Source organism: Streptomyces roseicoloratus, assembly GCF_004117935.1.
Lineage (GTDB): Bacteria > Actinomycetota > Actinomycetes > Streptomycetales > Streptomycetaceae > Streptomyces > Streptomyces roseicoloratus.
In genome coordinates this window covers 1-16504 of record NZ_SDOY01000040.1, presented here as the reverse complement: position 1 = coordinate 16504, position 16504 = coordinate 1, and the positions used below count along the sequence as shown (strand labels likewise).

The 16504-nt window shown below is 72.3% G+C and carries 15 protein-coding genes; 14 read left to right on the top strand and 1 reads right to left on the bottom strand.

Features of this window, described 5'->3' with window-relative positions; genetic code table 11:
- Positions 1-208 precede the first annotated feature (208 nt).
- The 3 genes from ESG85_RS02850 to rpsD all read left to right on the top strand — a co-directional run bounded on the left by ESG85_RS02850 (position 209) and on the right by rpsD (position 3399).
- Positions 209-835: a vitamin K epoxide reductase family protein gene (locus ESG85_RS02850; protein ID WP_128976413.1), complete on the top strand. Its 627-nt coding sequence runs from the start codon at positions 209-211 to the stop codon at positions 833-835.
- Between the two features lie 106 nt (positions 836-941).
- Entirely contained in the window at positions 942-2297 is a 1356-nt protein-coding gene (locus ESG85_RS02845; RefSeq protein WP_128976506.1) for a replication-associated recombination protein A, read from the top strand.
- A 487-nt stretch (positions 2298-2784) separates the two neighbouring features.
- Positions 2785-3399: a 30S ribosomal protein S4 gene (rpsD, locus tag ESG85_RS02840; RefSeq protein ID WP_128976412.1), complete on the top strand. Its 615-nt coding sequence runs from the start codon at positions 2785-2787 to the stop codon at positions 3397-3399.
- Positions 3400-3433: 34 nt separating this feature from the next.
- Here rpsD and ESG85_RS02835 read toward each other — a convergent pair whose 3' ends face one another.
- Entirely contained in the window at positions 3434-5602 is a 2169-nt protein-coding gene (locus ESG85_RS02835) for an ATP-binding protein (protein ID WP_128976411.1), read from the bottom strand.
- Positions 5603-5777: 175 nt separating this feature from the next.
- Here ESG85_RS02835 and ESG85_RS02830 point away from each other — a divergent pair, with 175 nt between their 5' ends.
- The 11 genes from ESG85_RS02830 to aroQ all read left to right on the top strand — a co-directional run bounded on the left by ESG85_RS02830 (position 5778) and on the right by aroQ (position 16185).
- Complete coding sequence (locus ESG85_RS02830) at positions 5778-6209, top strand: DUF948 domain-containing protein (RefSeq protein ID WP_128976410.1); 432 nt, start codon at positions 5778-5780, stop codon at positions 6207-6209.
- A 5-nt stretch (positions 6210-6214) separates the two neighbouring features.
- The gene (locus tag ESG85_RS02825) at positions 6215-6583 is read left to right on the top strand and encodes a hypothetical protein (protein ID WP_128976409.1); all 369 of its coding nucleotides are present in this window, start codon (positions 6215-6217) and stop codon (positions 6581-6583) included.
- Entirely contained in the window at positions 6583-9267 is a 2685-nt protein-coding gene (alaS, locus tag ESG85_RS02820; protein ID WP_128976408.1) for an alanine--tRNA ligase, read from the top strand. Before ESG85_RS02825 ends, alaS begins: the two co-directional genes overlap by 1 nt.
- A complete protein-coding gene (ruvX, locus tag ESG85_RS02815; protein WP_128976407.1) occupies positions 9267-9731 on the top strand; it encodes a Holliday junction resolvase RuvX in 465 nt (154 codons plus the stop codon). The genes alaS and ruvX overlap by 1 nt, the downstream gene beginning before the upstream one ends.
- Before the next feature lie 101 nt (positions 9732-9832).
- Complete coding sequence (gene mltG / locus ESG85_RS02805) at positions 9833-11689, top strand: endolytic transglycosylase MltG (RefSeq protein ID WP_128976406.1); 1857 nt, start codon at positions 9833-9835, stop codon at positions 11687-11689.
- Between the two features lie 20 nt (positions 11690-11709).
- Complete coding sequence (locus ESG85_RS02800) at positions 11710-12537, top strand: shikimate dehydrogenase (protein WP_128976405.1); 828 nt, start codon at positions 11710-11712, stop codon at positions 12535-12537.
- Between the two features lie 37 nt (positions 12538-12574).
- The gene (locus tag ESG85_RS02795; RefSeq protein ID WP_128976404.1) at positions 12575-12811 is read left to right on the top strand and encodes a hypothetical protein; all 237 of its coding nucleotides are present in this window, start codon (positions 12575-12577) and stop codon (positions 12809-12811) included.
- A gap of 131 nt (positions 12812-12942) precedes the next feature.
- Complete coding sequence (gene aroC / locus ESG85_RS02790; RefSeq protein ID WP_128976403.1) at positions 12943-14127, top strand: chorismate synthase; 1185 nt, start codon at positions 12943-12945, stop codon at positions 14125-14127.
- Positions 14124-14642, top strand: coding sequence for a shikimate kinase (locus ESG85_RS02785; protein ID WP_128976402.1), 519 nt, complete (start codon positions 14124-14126; stop codon positions 14640-14642). The genes aroC and ESG85_RS02785 overlap by 4 nt, the downstream gene beginning before the upstream one ends.
- Complete coding sequence (aroB, locus tag ESG85_RS02780; protein WP_128976401.1) at positions 14639-15733, top strand: 3-dehydroquinate synthase; 1095 nt, start codon at positions 14639-14641, stop codon at positions 15731-15733. The genes ESG85_RS02785 and aroB overlap by 4 nt, the downstream gene beginning before the upstream one ends.
- On the top strand, positions 15730-16185 hold the full coding sequence (aroQ, locus tag ESG85_RS02775) for a type II 3-dehydroquinate dehydratase (RefSeq protein ID WP_128976400.1): 456 nt from the start codon (positions 15730-15732) through the stop codon (positions 16183-16185). The genes aroB and aroQ overlap by 4 nt, the downstream gene beginning before the upstream one ends.
- Positions 16186-16504: the final 319 nt, after the last annotated feature.

Genomic DNA, 16504 nt, shown 5'->3' with positions numbered 1-16504 from the left:
ACCGCCGGGAGGAGTACGGGCAGGGGCCCGGTCCGCGTGTCGCGCGGACCGGGCCCCTCCGCGCACCGGCCGTGCCGGCCACCGCTTTACCCCGCGCTCACGCCGTCCGTGTCACCGTGTGCGGCAGAATGTTCGTGCCCTGGTCAGCGGCAGCGACATACCGACGTAGCGACGTAGCGACGAACCGACGAAGAGCGAGTAGAGCGACATGACGAAAGCAGCGGCCGCGAACGAGACCGCCGGGCGGGAGGACTCCCGGGCCATCGGCGCGAGCCGTGCCTTCGGCCGGCTCCTGGCGATCTGCGGCGCCGCCGGGCTGCTGGCCGCGTGGGTCATCACCCTCGACAAGTTCAAGCTGCTCGAGGACCCGGACTTCACGCCCGGGTGCAGCCTGAACCCGGTCGTGTCCTGCGGGAACATCATGAAGAGCGAGCAGGCCTCGGTCTTCGGCTTCCCCAACCCGATGCTCGGCCTCGTCACGTACGCCGTGGTCGTCGCGATCGGCGTGGGCGTGCTGGCCGGCGCCCGCTACCGCCGCTGGTACTGGCTCGGCCTCAACGCCGGCATGCTGTTCGGCGTCGGCTTCTGCACCTGGCTGATGTACCAGTCGCTGTACGAGATCAACGCGCTGTGCCTGTGGTGCTGCCTCGCCTGGGTCGCCACCATCGTCATGTTCTGGTACACGACCTCGCACAACGTGCGCCGCGGCGTCATCTCCGCCCCCGCGGGCGTGCGCACCTTCTTCGACGAGTTCACCTGGGTCCTGCCGGTGCTCCACGTCGGCATCATCGGCATGCTGATCCTGACCCGCTGGTGGGACTTCTGGACCGGCTGAGGCGGAGGGCCGGCCGGCCGATCCGGCCGCGCGGACCGGCTGCCGTGGCCGCCGGGGCCGCCGCGGCTGCCCGGAGTGTCAGTGGTCTGACCTAGGCTTCATGACCGTGGAGCCCGACCTGTTTACCGCAGCCGCCGAAGAGCGCCAGGAGAAGGACCCGGCCAGCAGCCCGCTGGCCGTGCGGATGCGTCCGCGTACCCTCGACGAGGTCGTGGGCCAGCGCCATCTGCTCAAGCCCGGCTCGCCGCTGCGCAGACTGGTCGGCGACGGCGGCGGAGGCCCGGCGGGCGCGTCCTCCGTGATCCTCTGGGGGCCGCCCGGCATCGGCAAGACCACCCTCGCGTACGTGGTGTCGAAGGCCACCAACAAGCGCTTCGTGGAGCTCTCGGCCATCACCGCGGGCGTCAAGGAGGTCCGTGCCGTCATCGACGGGGCCCGGCGGGCCGTCGGCGGCTTCGGCAAGGAGACCGTCCTCTTCCTCGACGAGATCCACCGCTTCTCCAAGGCCCAGCAGGACTCGCTGCTCCCGGCCGTGGAGAACCGCTGGGTGACCCTGATCGCCGCCACGACCGAGAACCCGTACTTCTCGGTGATCTCCCCGCTGCTCTCCCGCTCGCTGCTGCTCACCCTGGAGCCGCTGACCGACGACGACCTGCGCGGCCTGCTCCGCCGGGCGCTCACCGAGGACCGGGGGCTCGGCGGGGCGGTGACCCTGCCGGAGGACGCCGAGGCCCATCTGCTGCGGATCGCCGGCGGCGACGCCCGGCGTGCCCTGACGGCCCTGGAGGCGGCGGCGGGCGCCGCCATCGCCAAGCAGGAGCCCGAGATCACCCTGGAGACGGTCGAGGAGACCGTGGACCGGGCGGCGGTGAAGTACGACCGGGACGGCGACCAGCACTACGACGTCGCGAGCGCCCTCATCAAGTCGATCCGCGGCTCGGACGTGGACGCGGCGCTGCACTACCTGGCCCGGATGATCGAGGCGGGCGAGGACCCGCGGTTCATCGCCCGGCGGCTGATGATCTCGGCGAGCGAGGACATCGGCCTCGCCGATCCGAACGCCCTGCCGCTGGCCGTGGCCGCCGCCCAGGCCGTCGCGATGATCGGCTTCCCCGAGGCCGCGCTGACCCTGAGCCACGCCACGATCGCCCTGGCCCTCGCCCCGAAGTCGAACGCGGCGACGAACGCGATCTTCGCCGCCCGGGCCGACGTCCGGGACGGCCTCGCCGGCCCGGTACCGCCCCATCTGCGCGACGGTCACTACAAGGGCGCCGCCAAGCTCGGCCACGCCCAGGGCTACGTGTATCCGCACGACGTGCCGGGCGCCATCGCGCCCCAGCAGTACGCCCCGGACACCGTCCACGGCAAGCGCTACTACGAGCCCACCCGCTACGGCGCGGAGGCGCGGTACGCGGACGTGGTGGAGAAGGTGCGGGAGCGCCTGAAGGGCGACGGCGGCTGAACAGGCGGTGTTAAGGAGGCGGCGCCTGACGGCGGCGCCTGACGCCTGACAGTGGCGCCTGACGACGGCGCGCATGAAGGCGACGGGCCTGACGGGCGAGCGCGTCGGCGGGGGCCGCGGAGGGGCGGGTCCGCCGCAGGAGGCCGGGTGCGCGGGGCGGCCGCCGGACCCGGTACACTCGTGAGAAGTGCTGCGTCCCGTGTCCGGCTTCGGCCGACATCACCAGAGCGGGACAGTCAGCCGGAGCCCCGGCCCTCGGGCGGGGTCTCCAGGAGCGTCGCGCACCTTCGAAGGTGTCGCGGGCAACCCACCACCACCGGGAATCCCCGGAGCGGGCGGTGGGTCGTTCGCGTGCTGCACGTATGTGCCCAGACCTGGGAGCGGCTGCCCGGTAGGTTCTTTGCGGAACCGACGGGTTTCCCGGCTGCGGATTGCGACCTCCCTAACCCTGGTGAAGCCGTATTCGAAACAGCAGAGAGGTTGGTTCATGCCGAACCAGTCCCGTCCCAAGGTCAAGAAGTCCCGTGCCCTCGGCATCGCGCTGACGCCGAAGGCCGTCAAGTACTTCGAGGCCCGCCCCTACCCGCCGGGCGAGCACGGCCGTGGCCGCAAGCAGAACTCGGACTACAAGGTCCGTCTGCTCGAGAAGCAGCGTCTGCGCGCGCAGTACGACATCAGCGAGCGCCAGATGGCCCGCGCCTACGACCGCGCCAAGAAGGCCGAGGGCAAGACGGGCGAGGCGCTGGTCGTCGAGCTCGAGCGTCGCCTCGACGCCCTGGTCCTGCGTTCGGGCATCGCCCGCACCATCTACCAGGCCCGCCAGATGGTCGTCCACGGCCACATCCAGGTCAACGGCCAGAAGGTCGACAAGCCGTCCTTCCGCGTCCGTCCCGACGACGTCGTGATGGTCCGCGAGAAGTCCCGCGCCAAGACCCTCTTCCAGGTCGCGCGCGAGGGTGGCTTCGCCCCCGACGGCGAGACCCCGCGTTACCTGCAGGTCAACCTGAAGGCCCTGGCCTTCCGCCTCGACCGCGACCCGAACCGCAAGGAGATCCCGGTCATCTGCGACGAGCAGCTGGTCGTCGAGTACTACGCCCGCTGATCTCCGGCAGGCCGTAGTACCACCTCCGCGGTGTTCAGCCCGCCGCTTCCCCGCCCTTCCCGGTGGGGGAGCCGGCGGGCTTCCGCGTCTCCGGGACCGGCGCCCGGCCCGTCCGGAACGGTCGCGGCGCCCGCGTCCCGGCACGGCCGTCGCAGGCCGCATCCGGACGGCCGGCCAGCGCCCGCTCCACCGCGGCGTCCACGGACAGCCGCTCGCCCTCGCCGTACCAGTGCCGGTACGCCTCCCCGCCGAGCGCCTCGCCCGCCTGCCGCGCGCACAGCGCGCGCGAGCCGTTGAAGTGCGCCGAACCGAACAGGGGCAGACCCACCGACCGCCACACCGGCATCGCCGCGCCCTGCAGCACCGCCGCCTCCTCGGCGTCCCCCTCCACCACCGTCACCAGCGCGAGCAGCTCGATCGCGAGCACCAGGCCCACCAGGTCGTGGAAGGTGTGGTTGATCGTCACGCACTCGGTCAGCAGCTCCCGCGCCGACACCGGATCCCCGTCCGTCAGCGCCGCGAAGGCCAGCACGAACAAGGCGTACGCCCGCGTCCAGCGCTCGCCGCGCTCCTCGCAGACCTCCCGCACCTCCGCGCACAGCGCGACCGCGCCCTCCAGGTCCCCCCGGAAGGCCCGCGCCATCGCCAGCTCCACCTGGCCCATCAGCACGTTGCTGTTCAGCTCGCCGATCTCCCGGTACGCGTCGAGCGCCCGGCCGATCAGCTCCTCGGCCCGCGGAAGGTCGTCAGAGAGCAGCGCCATGCAGCCCATCCGGTGCGTCGCGTACGCCGCGGCGCGGGCGTTCCCCGTGGCCCGGGCCCGCTCCCGGCACTCGTGCAGCGCCGCCACCGCCGCCGTCGGATCGCCCTGCAGGATCGCCACGTAGCCCAGCACCCAGAGCCCCTTCAGGTGCGCCTCCTCGTGCAGCGCCGCCGGATCCTCCACGGGCGCGGCGACCGCCTGCTCCAGCCAGTGCCGCCCCTCGGACAGCCGCCCGCAGCCCACCCAGCAGAACCAGAGCGTCCCCGCCAGGTGCCGGGCCAGCGAGGCGTCCTCCGGTGACTCCAGGCACAGTTCGAGGGCCGCCCGCAGATTCGGCAGCGCCACGTCCGTGGCCGCCGCCACCTCGGCCTGCCGCGGACTGAACCACTCCAGCTCGCACCAGGTGGCGAACCCCGTGTACCAGTCCCGGTGCCGGCGGCGCATCCGCCCGGTGTCGCCGAGCGCCTCCAGCCACTCGGCCCCGTACGCCCCGACCGTGTCCAGCATCCGGAAGCGCGGGCCCGCCGCCGTCTCCTCACGGGACACCAGCGACTGCGCGAGCAGTCCGCCGAGCACGTCGAGCACCCGGTCGGCGGGAAGACCGTCGCCCGCGCACACGTACTCCACCGCCTCCAGGTCGAACGGCCCGGCGAAGACCGACAGCCGCGCCCACAGCAGCCGCTCCTCGGGCGTGCACAGCTCATGGCTCCAGCCGATCGCCGTCCGCAGCGTCCGGTGCCGCGGCAGCGCACCCCGCCGTCCCCCGTCCAGCAGCCGGAAGCGGTCCTCCAGGCGCCGCAGCAGCTGCACCGGCGTCAGCAGCGGCAGCCGCGCCGCCGCCAGTTCGAGGGCCAGCGGGATCCCGTCGAGCCGCCGGCACACCTCCCGCAGCGTTCCCGGATCGCCACCGTCCGCGCCCGCCTCCGCCGCCCGCCCGGCCAGCAGCTCCATCGCGTCCGCGTCCTCCATCGGCGCCAGCGTGAACACCGCCTCGCCGTCCACCCGCAGCGGCCGCCGGCCGGACGCCAGCACCGCCAGCCCGGGACAGCCGAGCAGCAGCTCGCGCAGCAGCCCCGCGCACTCCTCCACCAGGTGCTCGAAGCCGTCCACGACGAGCAGCAGCCGACGCTCCGCCAGGTGCTCCAGGAGCACCTCGTGCGGCGCGCGCACGGTGTGGTCGGTCAGGCCCAGCGCCTCGACCAGCGCGTGGGCCACCAGACCGGGATCGCGCAGCGCGGCGAGCTCCGCGAGCCGGACGCCGTCGGCGTAGCGTTTCTGCAGTGCCGCGGCGACCCGCAGGACCAGCCGGGTCTTGCCCACTCCGCCCACCCCGACGACCGTGACCACCCGGAACTCGCCGACGAGTTCCGCCAGTTGGTCCTGTTCGGCGGCCCGTCCCACGAACCGGTTCAGCTCCGCCGGGAGATTGCTCCGTCGCATGGGACACGGAGCGTACTCATCCGCACGCGCTCCGTACAATCGACCGTGGGCAAGTCCCCTCCCACAAGCGGTAATGCGGTACGGCCCGGGACCCCGGGCGCGATAGGGTCGGAGGACGTATCAGCACGGGTCCGACGACCGTCCGGGCCCCGACGACAGCAGAGAGCGGTGCAGAGTGACCGGTGGTGAGGTTGCCGGGATCCTGGTGGCCGTGTTCTGGGCGATCCTCGTCTCCTTCCTCGCCGTGGTGCTGGTGAGGCTGGCGCAGACGCTCAAGGCGACCACCAAGCTCGTCGCGGACGTGACCGACCAGGCCGTCCCGCTGCTCGCAGACGCCTCCCAGGCCGTCCGCTCCGCGCAGACCCAGCTCGACCGGGTCGACTCCATCGCCTCGGACGTCCAGGAAGTCACCTCCAACGCCTCCGCCCTGGCCGGCACCGTCGCCTCGACCTTCGGCGGCCCGCTGGTCAAGGTCGCCGCCTTCGGCTACGGGGTCCGCAGGGCGCTGGGCCGCGGCCGCCAGGACGCGCCGCCCGCGGCCGACCGGCGTACTGTGATCGTCGGTCGCACCGTGCCGTCCGCGCGACGCCGGAAGCAGAAGGGCTGAGCAGCATGTTCCGCCGTACGTTCTGGTTCACCGCGGGCGCGGCCGCCGGTGTGTGGGCCACCACCAAGGTCAACCGCAAGCTCAAGCAGCTGACGCCCGAGCACCTCGCCGCACAGGCGGCCGACAAGGCCGTCGAGGCGGGCCACCGGATCAAGGACCGGGCGGTCGGCTTCGCCCTCGACGTGCGGGCGAACATGCTGCAGCGCGAGGCCGAACTCGGCGAGGCGCTCGGCCTGGACGCCCCGCCGCCCGACGGGCGGGAGCGCGAGCTCCCGGCACCGCGCCGCAGGCCCGAGCTCGGCGGCCGCGCGACCGACGACACGACCACCCCTTCGTATACGCACACGTCTCACAACCGGAATGAGGACCACTGATGGAGTCGGCTGAAATCCGCCGCCGCTGGCTGAGCTTCTTCGAGGAGCGCGGGCACACCGTCGTCCCTTCGGCGTCGCTCATCGCGGACGACCCGACTCTGCTGCTCGTCCCCGCCGGCATGGTGCCCTTCAAGCCCTACTTCCTGGGTGAGGTCAAGCCGCCCTTCGTGCGCGCCTCCAGCGTGCAGAAGTGCGTGCGCACGCCCGACATCGAAGAGGTCGGCAAGACCACCCGCCACGGCACGTTCTTCCAGATGTGCGGCAACTTCTCCTTCGGCGACTACTTCAAGGAAGGCGCCATCAAGCTCGCCTGGGAGCTGCTGACCACCCCGGTCGAGCACGGCGGCTACGGGCTCGAGCCGGAGAAGCTCTGGATCACCGTCTACCAGGACGACGACGAGGCGGAGCAGATCTGGCGCGACGTCGTGGGCGTCCCCGCCGAGCGCATCCAGCGCCTGGGCAAGAAGGACAACTTCTGGTCCATGGGCGTCCCCGGCCCCTGCGGCCCCTGCTCCGAGATCAACTACGACCGCGGCCCCGAGTTCGGCGTCGAGGGCGGCCCGGCCGTCAACGACGAGCGCTACGTCGAGATCTGGAACCTCGTCTTCATGCAGTACGAGCGGGGCCAGGGCATCGGCAAGGAGGACTTCGAGATCCTCGGCGACCTGCCGTCCAAGAACATCGACACCGGCCTCGGTCTCGAGCGCCTGGCGATGATCCTCCAGGGCGTGCAGAACATGTACGAGACCGACACCCTCAAGGTCGTCATCGACAAGGCCACCGAACTCACCGGCGTCGCCTACGGCAAGGCCCACGACAGCGACGTCTCGCTGCGCGTGGTCGCCGACCACATGCGCACCTCGGTCATGCTCATCGGCGACGGCGTCACCCCCGGCAACGAGGGCCGCGGCTACGTGCTCCGCCGCATCATGCGCCGCGCCGTCCGCAACATGCGCCTGCTCGGCGCCACCCAGCCGGTCGTCGGCGAGCTCGTCGACACGGTCATCAGGACCATGGGCGAGCAGTACCCGGAGCTGGAGACCGACCGCAAGCGCATCGAGGCGGTCGCCCTCGCCGAGGAGGCCGCGTTCCTCAAGGCCCTCAAGGGCGGCACCAACATCCTCGACACCGCCGTCACGGAGACCAAGGCCGCCGGCGGCACCGTCCTCGCCGGCGAGAAGGCGTTCCTGCTCCACGACACCTGGGGCTTCCCGATCGACCTCACCCTCGAGATGGCCGCCGAGCAGGGCCTGACCGTGGACGAGGAGGGCTTCCGCCGCCTCATGAAGGAGCAGCGGGAGCGCGCCAAGGCCGACGCCCAGGCCAAGAAGACCGGCCACGCCGACGTCACCTCGTACCGCGAGATCGCCGACACCGCCGGCGCCACCGAGTTCACCGGCTACACCAACACCGAGGGCGAGAGCACCGTCGTCGGCCTGCTGGTCAACGGCGTCCCGTCGCCCGCCGCCTCCGAGGGCGACGAGGTCGAGGTCGTCCTCGACCGCACCCCGTTCTACGCCGAGGGCGGTGGCCAGCTCGCCGACCACGGCCGCATCCGGCTGCACTCCGGCGCCGTCATCGACATCCGCGACGTGCAGCAGCCGGTCCCGGGCGTCTCCGTGCACAAGGGTTCGGTGCAGGTCGGCGAGGTGACTGTGGGCGCCACCGCCTACGCCGCCATCGACGTGCGCCGCCGCCGGGCCATCGCCCGCGCCCACAGCGCCACCCACCTGACCCACCAGGCGCTGCGCGACGCCCTCGGCCCGACCGCCGCCCAGGCCGGTTCGGAGAACTCCCCGGGCCGCTTCCGCTTCGACTTCGGCTCGCCGAACGCCGTCCCCGGCACCGTCCTCACCGACGTCGAGCAGAAGATCAACGAGGTGCTCTCGCGCGAGCTCGACGTGCACGCCGAGGTCATGCCGATCGACGAGGCCAAGCGCCAGGGCGCCATCGCCGAGTTCGGCGAGAAGTACGGCGAGCAGGTCCGCGTCGTCACCATCGGCGACTTCTCCAAGGAGCTGTGCGGGGGCACGCACGTGCACAACACCGCCCAGCTCGGTCTGGTGAAGCTGCTCGGCGAGTCCTCCATCGGCTCCGGCGTGCGCCGCATCGAGGCCCTCGTCGGCGTCGACGCGTACAACTTCCTCGCCCGCGAGCACACGGTCGTCGCCCAGCTCCAGGAGCTGGTCAAGGGTCGCCCGGAGGAGCTGCCGGAGAAGATCTCCAGCATGCTCGGCAAGCTGAAGGACGCCGAGAAGGAGATCGAGAAGTTCCGCGCGGAGAAGGTCCTGCAGGCCGCCGCCGGTCTGGTCGACTCCGCCCGCGACATCCGCGGCGTCGCCCTCGTCACCGGCCAGGTGCCGGACGGCACCGGCGCCGACGACCTGCGCAAGCTGGTCCTCGACGTCCGCGGCCGACTGGATCAGTTGTCGGGGGCGTCCGACCGCCCGGCCGTGGTCGCCCTGTTCACCACCGCCAACGGCAAGCCGCTGACGGTCATCGCCACCAACGAGGCCGCCCGCGAGCGCGGCCTCAAGGCCGGCGAGCTGGTCCGCACGGCCGCCAAGACCCTCGGCGGCGGCGGTGGCGGCAAGCCGGACGTCGCCCAGGGCGGCGGCCAGAACCCGCAGGCCGTCGGCGAGGCCATGGCCGCCGTCGAGCGCCAGGTCCTGGAAACGGTCTGATGCGACGAGGACGACGACTCGCCGTCGACGTCGGGGACGCCCGGATCGGGGTCGCCTCGTGCGACCCCGACGGGGTCCTGGCCACGCCGGTGGAGACCGTGCCGGGACGTGACGTCCCGGCCGCCCACCGGCGGCTGCGCCGGATCGTCGAGGAGTACGAGCCGATCGAGGTCGTCGTGGGCCTGCCCCGCTCGCTCAGCGGGCGGGAGGGTCCGGCCGCGACCAAGGTCCGGGCCTTCGCCGGCGAGCTGGCCAAGGGCATCGCCCCGGTCCCGGTCCGTCTCGTCGACGAGCGGATGACGACGGTCACCGCGACCCAGGGCCTGCGTGCCTCGGGCGTGAAGTCGAAGAAGGGACGTTCCGTCATCGACCAGGCCGCCGCTGTGATCATCCTGCAGAACGCTCTTGAGTCCGAACGGGTATCAGGTAATCCGCCCGGTGAGGGCGTCGAGGTGGTCCTCTGATCGCGATACGGTAACGTTCCGCGCGATGCGGCGGTGTTCGAACAGCTGCCGCACAACGTAGAGGCGGAACGTCCGGAAGCCTCGCGGCTGTTTGGGGATCGATGACTGAGTATGGCCGGAGCCCCGGCTCCGAACCGTGGCACCCCACGGACCCGCTGTACGGGGACCAGGGGTGGGAAGGCGGCCAGCAGCAGTACCCGCAGCAGGCGCAGCAGTACGGTCACCAGGACCCGTACGGGCAGCAGCAGGCGTACGCCGACGGCATGTACGAGCAGCACTCCCAGCAGCAGCACGCCCAGCAGCCGCAGGGCTACGACGCCCAGCACTACGGCGGACAGCAGTACGCGAACCCGGGCGGTTACGACACGCCCGGGTATCCCGCACAGCCGTACGACCAGCAGCAGAACCCGCAGCACGGCGGGTACGACCAGCAGCAGGGGCAGCAGTACGACCAGCGGTACGACCAGCAGCAGGGGCAGCAGTACGACCAGCGGTACGACGGGAACTGGGAGACGGGCCAGGCGGCCATGCCGTACAACGCCCCGCCCGCCGATCCGTACGGCGGCCAGCAGCCCGACCTCTACGGCACCCCTGAGGCGTACCCGCCGCCGCAGCCCCCGGGCCGGCGGCAGGTGCCGCCGCAGCCGGTGACCGACTGGGACGCCGAGCCGCAGGAGGAGGAACATCCCTTCTTCACCGGCGCCGACGACACTCCCCGCGGCCGCCGAGCCCGTCGCGACGCCGACGGAGGACGTGACGGCGGCCGCGACGCCGACCACGACGACCACGACGAGTACGACGACGAGGAAGAGGAGCCCGGCGGCCGCCGAGGCTCCCGCTCCGGCCGCGAACGCCGCGGCGACAAGGGCCGCAAGGCCAAGAACGGCATGGCCTGCCTGGTCGTGGCCGCGGTGCTGGTCGGCGGTGTCGGCGGCATCGGCTACTTCGGCTACAAGTTCTGGCAGGGCCAGTTCGGCGAGGCGCCCGACTACGCGGGCGAGGGCAGCGGCGAGGTCCAGGTCGAGATCCCGCAGGACGCCGGCGGCTACGTCATCGGCAACATCCTGAAGAAGGCCGGCGTCGTCAAGAGCGTCGACGCCTTCGTCTCCGCCCAGCAGAAGAACCCCAAGGGCCTCACCATCCAGGCCGGCGTCTACACGCTGAAGAAGGAGATGTCGGCGGAGAGCGCCGTCGCGCTGATGCTCAGCCCGGTGAGCAAGGCCAACTTCGTCCTTCCGCCCGGCAAACGGAACATCTGGGTCTACGACGAGCTCGACAAACGCCTCGACCTCAAACCGGGCACCACCAAGGACATCGCCAAGAAGCAGGCGAACAGCCTCGGTCTGCCCGACTGGGCCACGAACCATCCCCAGGTCAAGGACCCGCTGGAGGGCTTCCTCTTCCCCGCGACCTATCCGGTCGCCAAGGGCACCAAGCCCGAGGACGTCCTGCGCAAGATGGTGTCGCGCGCGAACGGCGAGTACGCCAAGCTCGACCTCGACGCCAAGGCGAAGGAACTCGGTCTCGACGGACCGTGGGAGCTCGTCACCGTCGCGAGCCTCGTGCAGGTCGAGGGCAAGTACAAGCACGACTTCGACAAGGTCGCGCGGGTCGTCTACAACCGGCTCAAGCCCGGCAACATGGAGACCGTCGGCCGCCTGGAGTTCGACTCCACGGTCAACTACGTGCGCGGCCAGAGCACCCTCGACGTCGGCAAGGTCGAGGACCTCCGCAAGATCCGGGACCCGTACAACACCTACCGGGTCAAGGGCATGATCCCCGGCCCGATCAGCAACCCGGGACTCGACGCGCTCCACTCCGCGATGAACCCGACACCGGGCCCGTGGTACTACTTCGTGTCGATCAACGAGAACAAGACGGTCTTCGCCGTGACGATCGCCGAGCACAACAAGAACGTCGCGGAGTACGAGAGGGAGCGGGAGAAGTCGGGGCAGTGAGTACGGGAGACGCAGGGGCAGTGACCACACGACACCGGGCGGCCGTGCTCGGCTCGCCCATCGCCCACTCGCTCTCCCCGGTGCTGCACCGGGCCGCGTACCGGGAGCTCGGCCTCGACGACTGGTCCTACGGCCGGTTCGAGGTGGACGAGGCCGCGCTCGCCGGCTTCGTGGGCGAGCTCGACGCCTCCTGGGCGGGCCTGTCCCTCACCATGCCCCTCAAGCGAGCGGTCATCCCGCTGCTCGACGAGGTCACGGACACCGCCGCCTCGGTCGAGGCGGTCAACACGGTGGTGTTCACCGAGGACGGCCGCCGGATCGGCGACAACACGGACATCCCCGGCATGATCGCCGCGCTGCGCGAACGCGGCGTCGAGAAGGTCGACTCCGCCGCCGTCCTCGGCGCCGGCGCCACCGCCTCCTCCGCCCTCGCCGCCCTCGCCCGGGTCTGCTCCGGACCCGTCACCGCGTACGTCCGCAGCGAGGCGCGCGCCGAGGAGATGCGGGGTTGGGGCGAACGGCTCGGCGTCGACGTGCGCACCGCCTCCTGGGACGAGGCGGCGGAGGCCTTCGCCGCGCCCCTGGTGATCGCCACGACTCCCGCCGGGACCACGGACGCGCTCGCCGGGGCCGTGCCCGACGCTCCCGGCACCCTGTTCGACGTCCTCTACGACCCCTGGCCCACCCGCCTCGCCGCCGCCTGGACGGCCCGCGGCGGGAGGATCCTCGGCGGGCTCGACCTCCTGGTGCACCAGGCGGTGCTCCAGGTCGAGCAGATGACCGGCCGCGCGCCGGGCCCGCTCGCGGCGATGCGGACGGCGGGGGAACGGGCGCTCGCCGAGCGCTGACCACACGGAACGCGGCACCGGAAGCACGGGGGAGAGCATGGGGAGCGGCGGCGTGCTGCTCGCGTCCAAGTGGGACGTCGCGGGTGATCTCGCGCGCCTGGTGTACGGAGCGGTCCGGATCGCCTTCATGGCGCTGCCCCTGTGGCTCCGCGTCACGGTGATCGTGCTGATCGGCGGTTTCGTGCTGTACGCGGTGGCGACCCGGGTCCGCGACCGGTGGCGCGAGCGGCGCACCGGTCCCGCCGGCGCGCCGGAAACCTCACCCGACGCGTGAGATTCGCGTCCCGACCCGTGGACCGGCGATCGATCGACCGCCCGGACGTGGGAGGATCAGGGGAGGCGGACCCGGGCCGCGCACCCGTGTCGTGCCGTCGCAGTGCCCAGGCGCGAGCATGAGGAGCATCGTTGAGCAGGTTGCGTTGGCTGACGGCGGGGGAGTCGCACGGCCCCGCGCTGGTTGCAACCCTTGAGGGACTTCCGGCCGGTGTTCCGGTCACCACGGAACTGGTGGCGGACCATCTCGCGCGGCGGCGCCTCGGCTATGGACGCGGTGCCCGCATGAAGTTCGAGCAGGACGAGGTCACCTTCCTGGGTGGTGTCCGGCACGGACTCTCGCTCGGCTCGCCGATCGCCGTCATGGTCGGCAACACCGAGTGGCCCAAGTGGGAGAAGGTCATGGCGGCCGACCCGGTCGACCCCTCGGAGCTCAAGGAGACCGGCCGCAACGCGCCGCTGACCCGCCCCCGCCCCGGCCACGCCGACCTGGCCGGCATGCAGAAGTACGGCTTCGACGAGGCCCGGCCGATCCTGGAGCGCGCCAGCGCCCGCGAGACCGCGGCCCGCGTCGCCCTCGGCGCCGTCGCCCGCTCCTTCCTCAAGGAGGCGGCCGGCATCGAGATCGTCTCCCACGTGGTCGAGCTCGCCTCCGCCAAGGCCCCGTACGGCCTCTACCCGACCCCGGCCGACGTCGAGAAGCTCGACGCCGACCCGGTGCGCTGCCTCGACGCCGACGCGTCGAAGGCGATGGTCGCCGAGATCGACCAGGCCCACAAGGACGGCGACACCCTCGGCGGCGTCGTCGAGGTCCTCGCCTACGGCGTCCCCGTCGGCCTCGGCTCCCACGTGCACTGGGACCGGCGCCTCGACGCCCGGCTCGCCGCCGCGCTCATGGGCATCCAGGCCATCAAGGGCGTCGAGGTCGGCGACGGCTTCGAGCTCGCCCGCGTCCCCGGCTCGCAGGCCCACGACGAGATCGTCAAGGGCGAGAACGGCATCACCCGCAGCTCCGGCCGCGCCGGCGGCACCGAGGGCGGCCTCAGCACCGGCGAGCTGCTGCGCGTCCGCGCCGCGATGAAGCCCATCGCCACCGTGCCCCGGGCCCTCGCCACCGTCGACGTCGCCACCGGCGAGGCCGCGGCCGCGCACCACCAGCGCTCCGACGTCTGCGCCGTCCCGGCCGCCGGCATCGTCGCCGAGGCCATGGTCGCGCTGGTCCTCGCGGACGCCGTCCTGGAGAAGTTCGGCGGCGACTCGGTCCCCGAGACCCGGCGCAACGTCCGGTCGTACCTCGACAACCTCCACATCCGGTGACCGCCGGCCCGCTGGTCGTCCTCGTCGGGCCCATGGGCTCCGGCAAGTCCACCGTCGGCGCGCTGCTCGCGGAGCGGCTCGGCGCCGCCTACCGGGACACCGACGCGGACATCGTCGCCGCCGAGGGACGCGAGATCGCGGACATCTTCGTCGAGGACGGCGAGGACCACTTCCGCGCCCTCGAACGCGAAGCCGTGCGCACGGCCGTCGCCGAGCACGAGGGCGTCCTCGCCCTCGGCGGCGGCGCGGTGCTCGACGCCGGCACCCGCGCCCTGCTGCGCGGGCTGCCCGTCGCCTACCTGTCCATGGACGTCGAGGCGGCCGTCCGCCGCGTCGGCCTCGGCGCCGCCCGGCCGCTGCTCGCCGTCAACCCGCGCCGCCAGTGGCGCGAGCTGATGGACGCACGCCGCCATCTGTACGAAGAAGTCGCGAGCGTCGTCGTCGCCACCGACGAGCGCACGCCCGAAGAGGTCGCCGCCGCGATCCTCGACGCACTGGAGTTGAAGGACGTATGACGGACCAGGAAGTGACCCGGATCCAGGTCGGCGGCTCCGCGGGCACCGACCCGTACGAGGTGCTGGTCGGCCGGCAGCTGCTCGGTGAGCTGGCCGGGATCATCGGCCCGCAGGCCAGGCGGGTGGCCGTGATCCACCCGGAGGCGCTGGCCGAGACCGGCGAGGCGCTGCGCGAGGACCTCGCCGAGCAGGGCTACGAGGCCGTCGCCATCCAGGTGCCCAACGCGGAGGAGGCCAAGACCGCCGAGGTCGCCGCCTACTGCTGGAAGGCACTGGGCCAGACCGGCTTCACCCGCAGCGACGTCATCGTGGGCGTCGGCGGCGGCGCCACCACCGACCTGGCCGGCTTCGTGGCCGCGACCTGGCTGCGCGGCGTGCGCTGGGTGGCCGTCCCCACGACCGTGCTCGGCATGGTCGACGCGGCCGTCGGCGGCAAGACCGGCATCAACACCGCCGAGGGCAAGAACCTCGTCGGCGCCTTCCACCCGCCGGCCGGCGTCCTCTGCGACCTCGCCGCGCTCGACTCGCTGCCGGTCCACGACTACGTCAGCGGTCTCGCCGAGATCATCAAGGCCGGCTTCATCGCCGACCCGGCGATCCTCGACCTGATCGAGGCCGACCCGCAGGCCGCCCGCACGCCCGCCGGCCCGCACACCGCCGAGCTCATCGAGCGGTCGATCCGGGTCAAGGCCGAGGTGGTGTCCGGCGACCTCAAGGAGGCCGGCCTCCGCGAGATCCTGAACTACGGGCACACCCTCGCCCACGCCATCGAGAAGAACGAGCGGTACAAGTGGCGGCACGGCGCCGCCGTCTCCGTCGGCATGGTCTTCGCCGCCGAGCTCGGCCGGCTGGCCGGCCGCCTCGACGACGCCACCGCCGACCGGCACCGCGCCGTCCTGGAGTCCGTCGGCCTGCCGCTCACCTACCGCGGCGACCAGTGGCCCAAGCTGCTGGAGACCATGAAGGTCGACAAGAAGTCCCGCGGCGACCTGTTGCGCTTCATCGTCCTCGACGGCCTCGGCAAGCCCACGGTCCTGGAGGGCCCCGACCCGGCCGTCCTCGTCGCGGCGTACGGCGAGGTGTCCGCGTGAGCGAGCGCCGTCGCGGCAGGCGCGTCCTCGTGCTGAACGGCCCGAACCTCGGCCGCCTCGGCTCCCGTGAGCCCGACATCTACGGCGCCACCTCGTACAAGGGGCTCGTGGAGTCCTGTCGCGAGCTCGGCGAGGAGCTGGGCTTCGACGTCGAGGTGCGGGAGACCAACGACGAGGGAGAGATGATCCGCTGGCTGCACGAGGCGGCCGACGGCTCGCTCCCGGTCGTCCTCAACCCCGGCGCGTTCACCCACTACTCGTACGGGATGCGCGACGCGGCGGCCCAGCGCACCGCCCCGCTCGTCGAGGTGCACATCTCCAACCCGTACACGCGGGAGGAGTTCCGCCACACCTCGGTGGTGGCCGCCGTGGCCACCGGGACGATCGCGGGCTTCGGCATCGGCTCCTACCGGCTGGCGCTGCGCGCACTCGCGGAGGAACTGGACGCCTGAGCCCCGCGTCACCCCTTCGGGCACGTCGATCCGCCCCCGGCCGTTTCCCCTCGGGAAGCCGGGGGCGGTAACGTTCCGGCAACGACGGAAACATCGCCGGCAGGAAACGGAGTGGGGCACCGGATGCAGCACGGAATGGGGGCTCCGCTGCCACCGCAGGAACCCAAGGGTCACATCGGTTGGGCCCAGGGCGGCCCCCCGCCCGCGCCGGCCCACCACCCGTACCCGGCCCAGCCGGTACCACCGGCCCCTCCCGCCCGCCCGGCACCGCCCGCTCCTCCGGCCCGTCCCGCGGCCCCGGCGCCCTCGGCACCGCCGG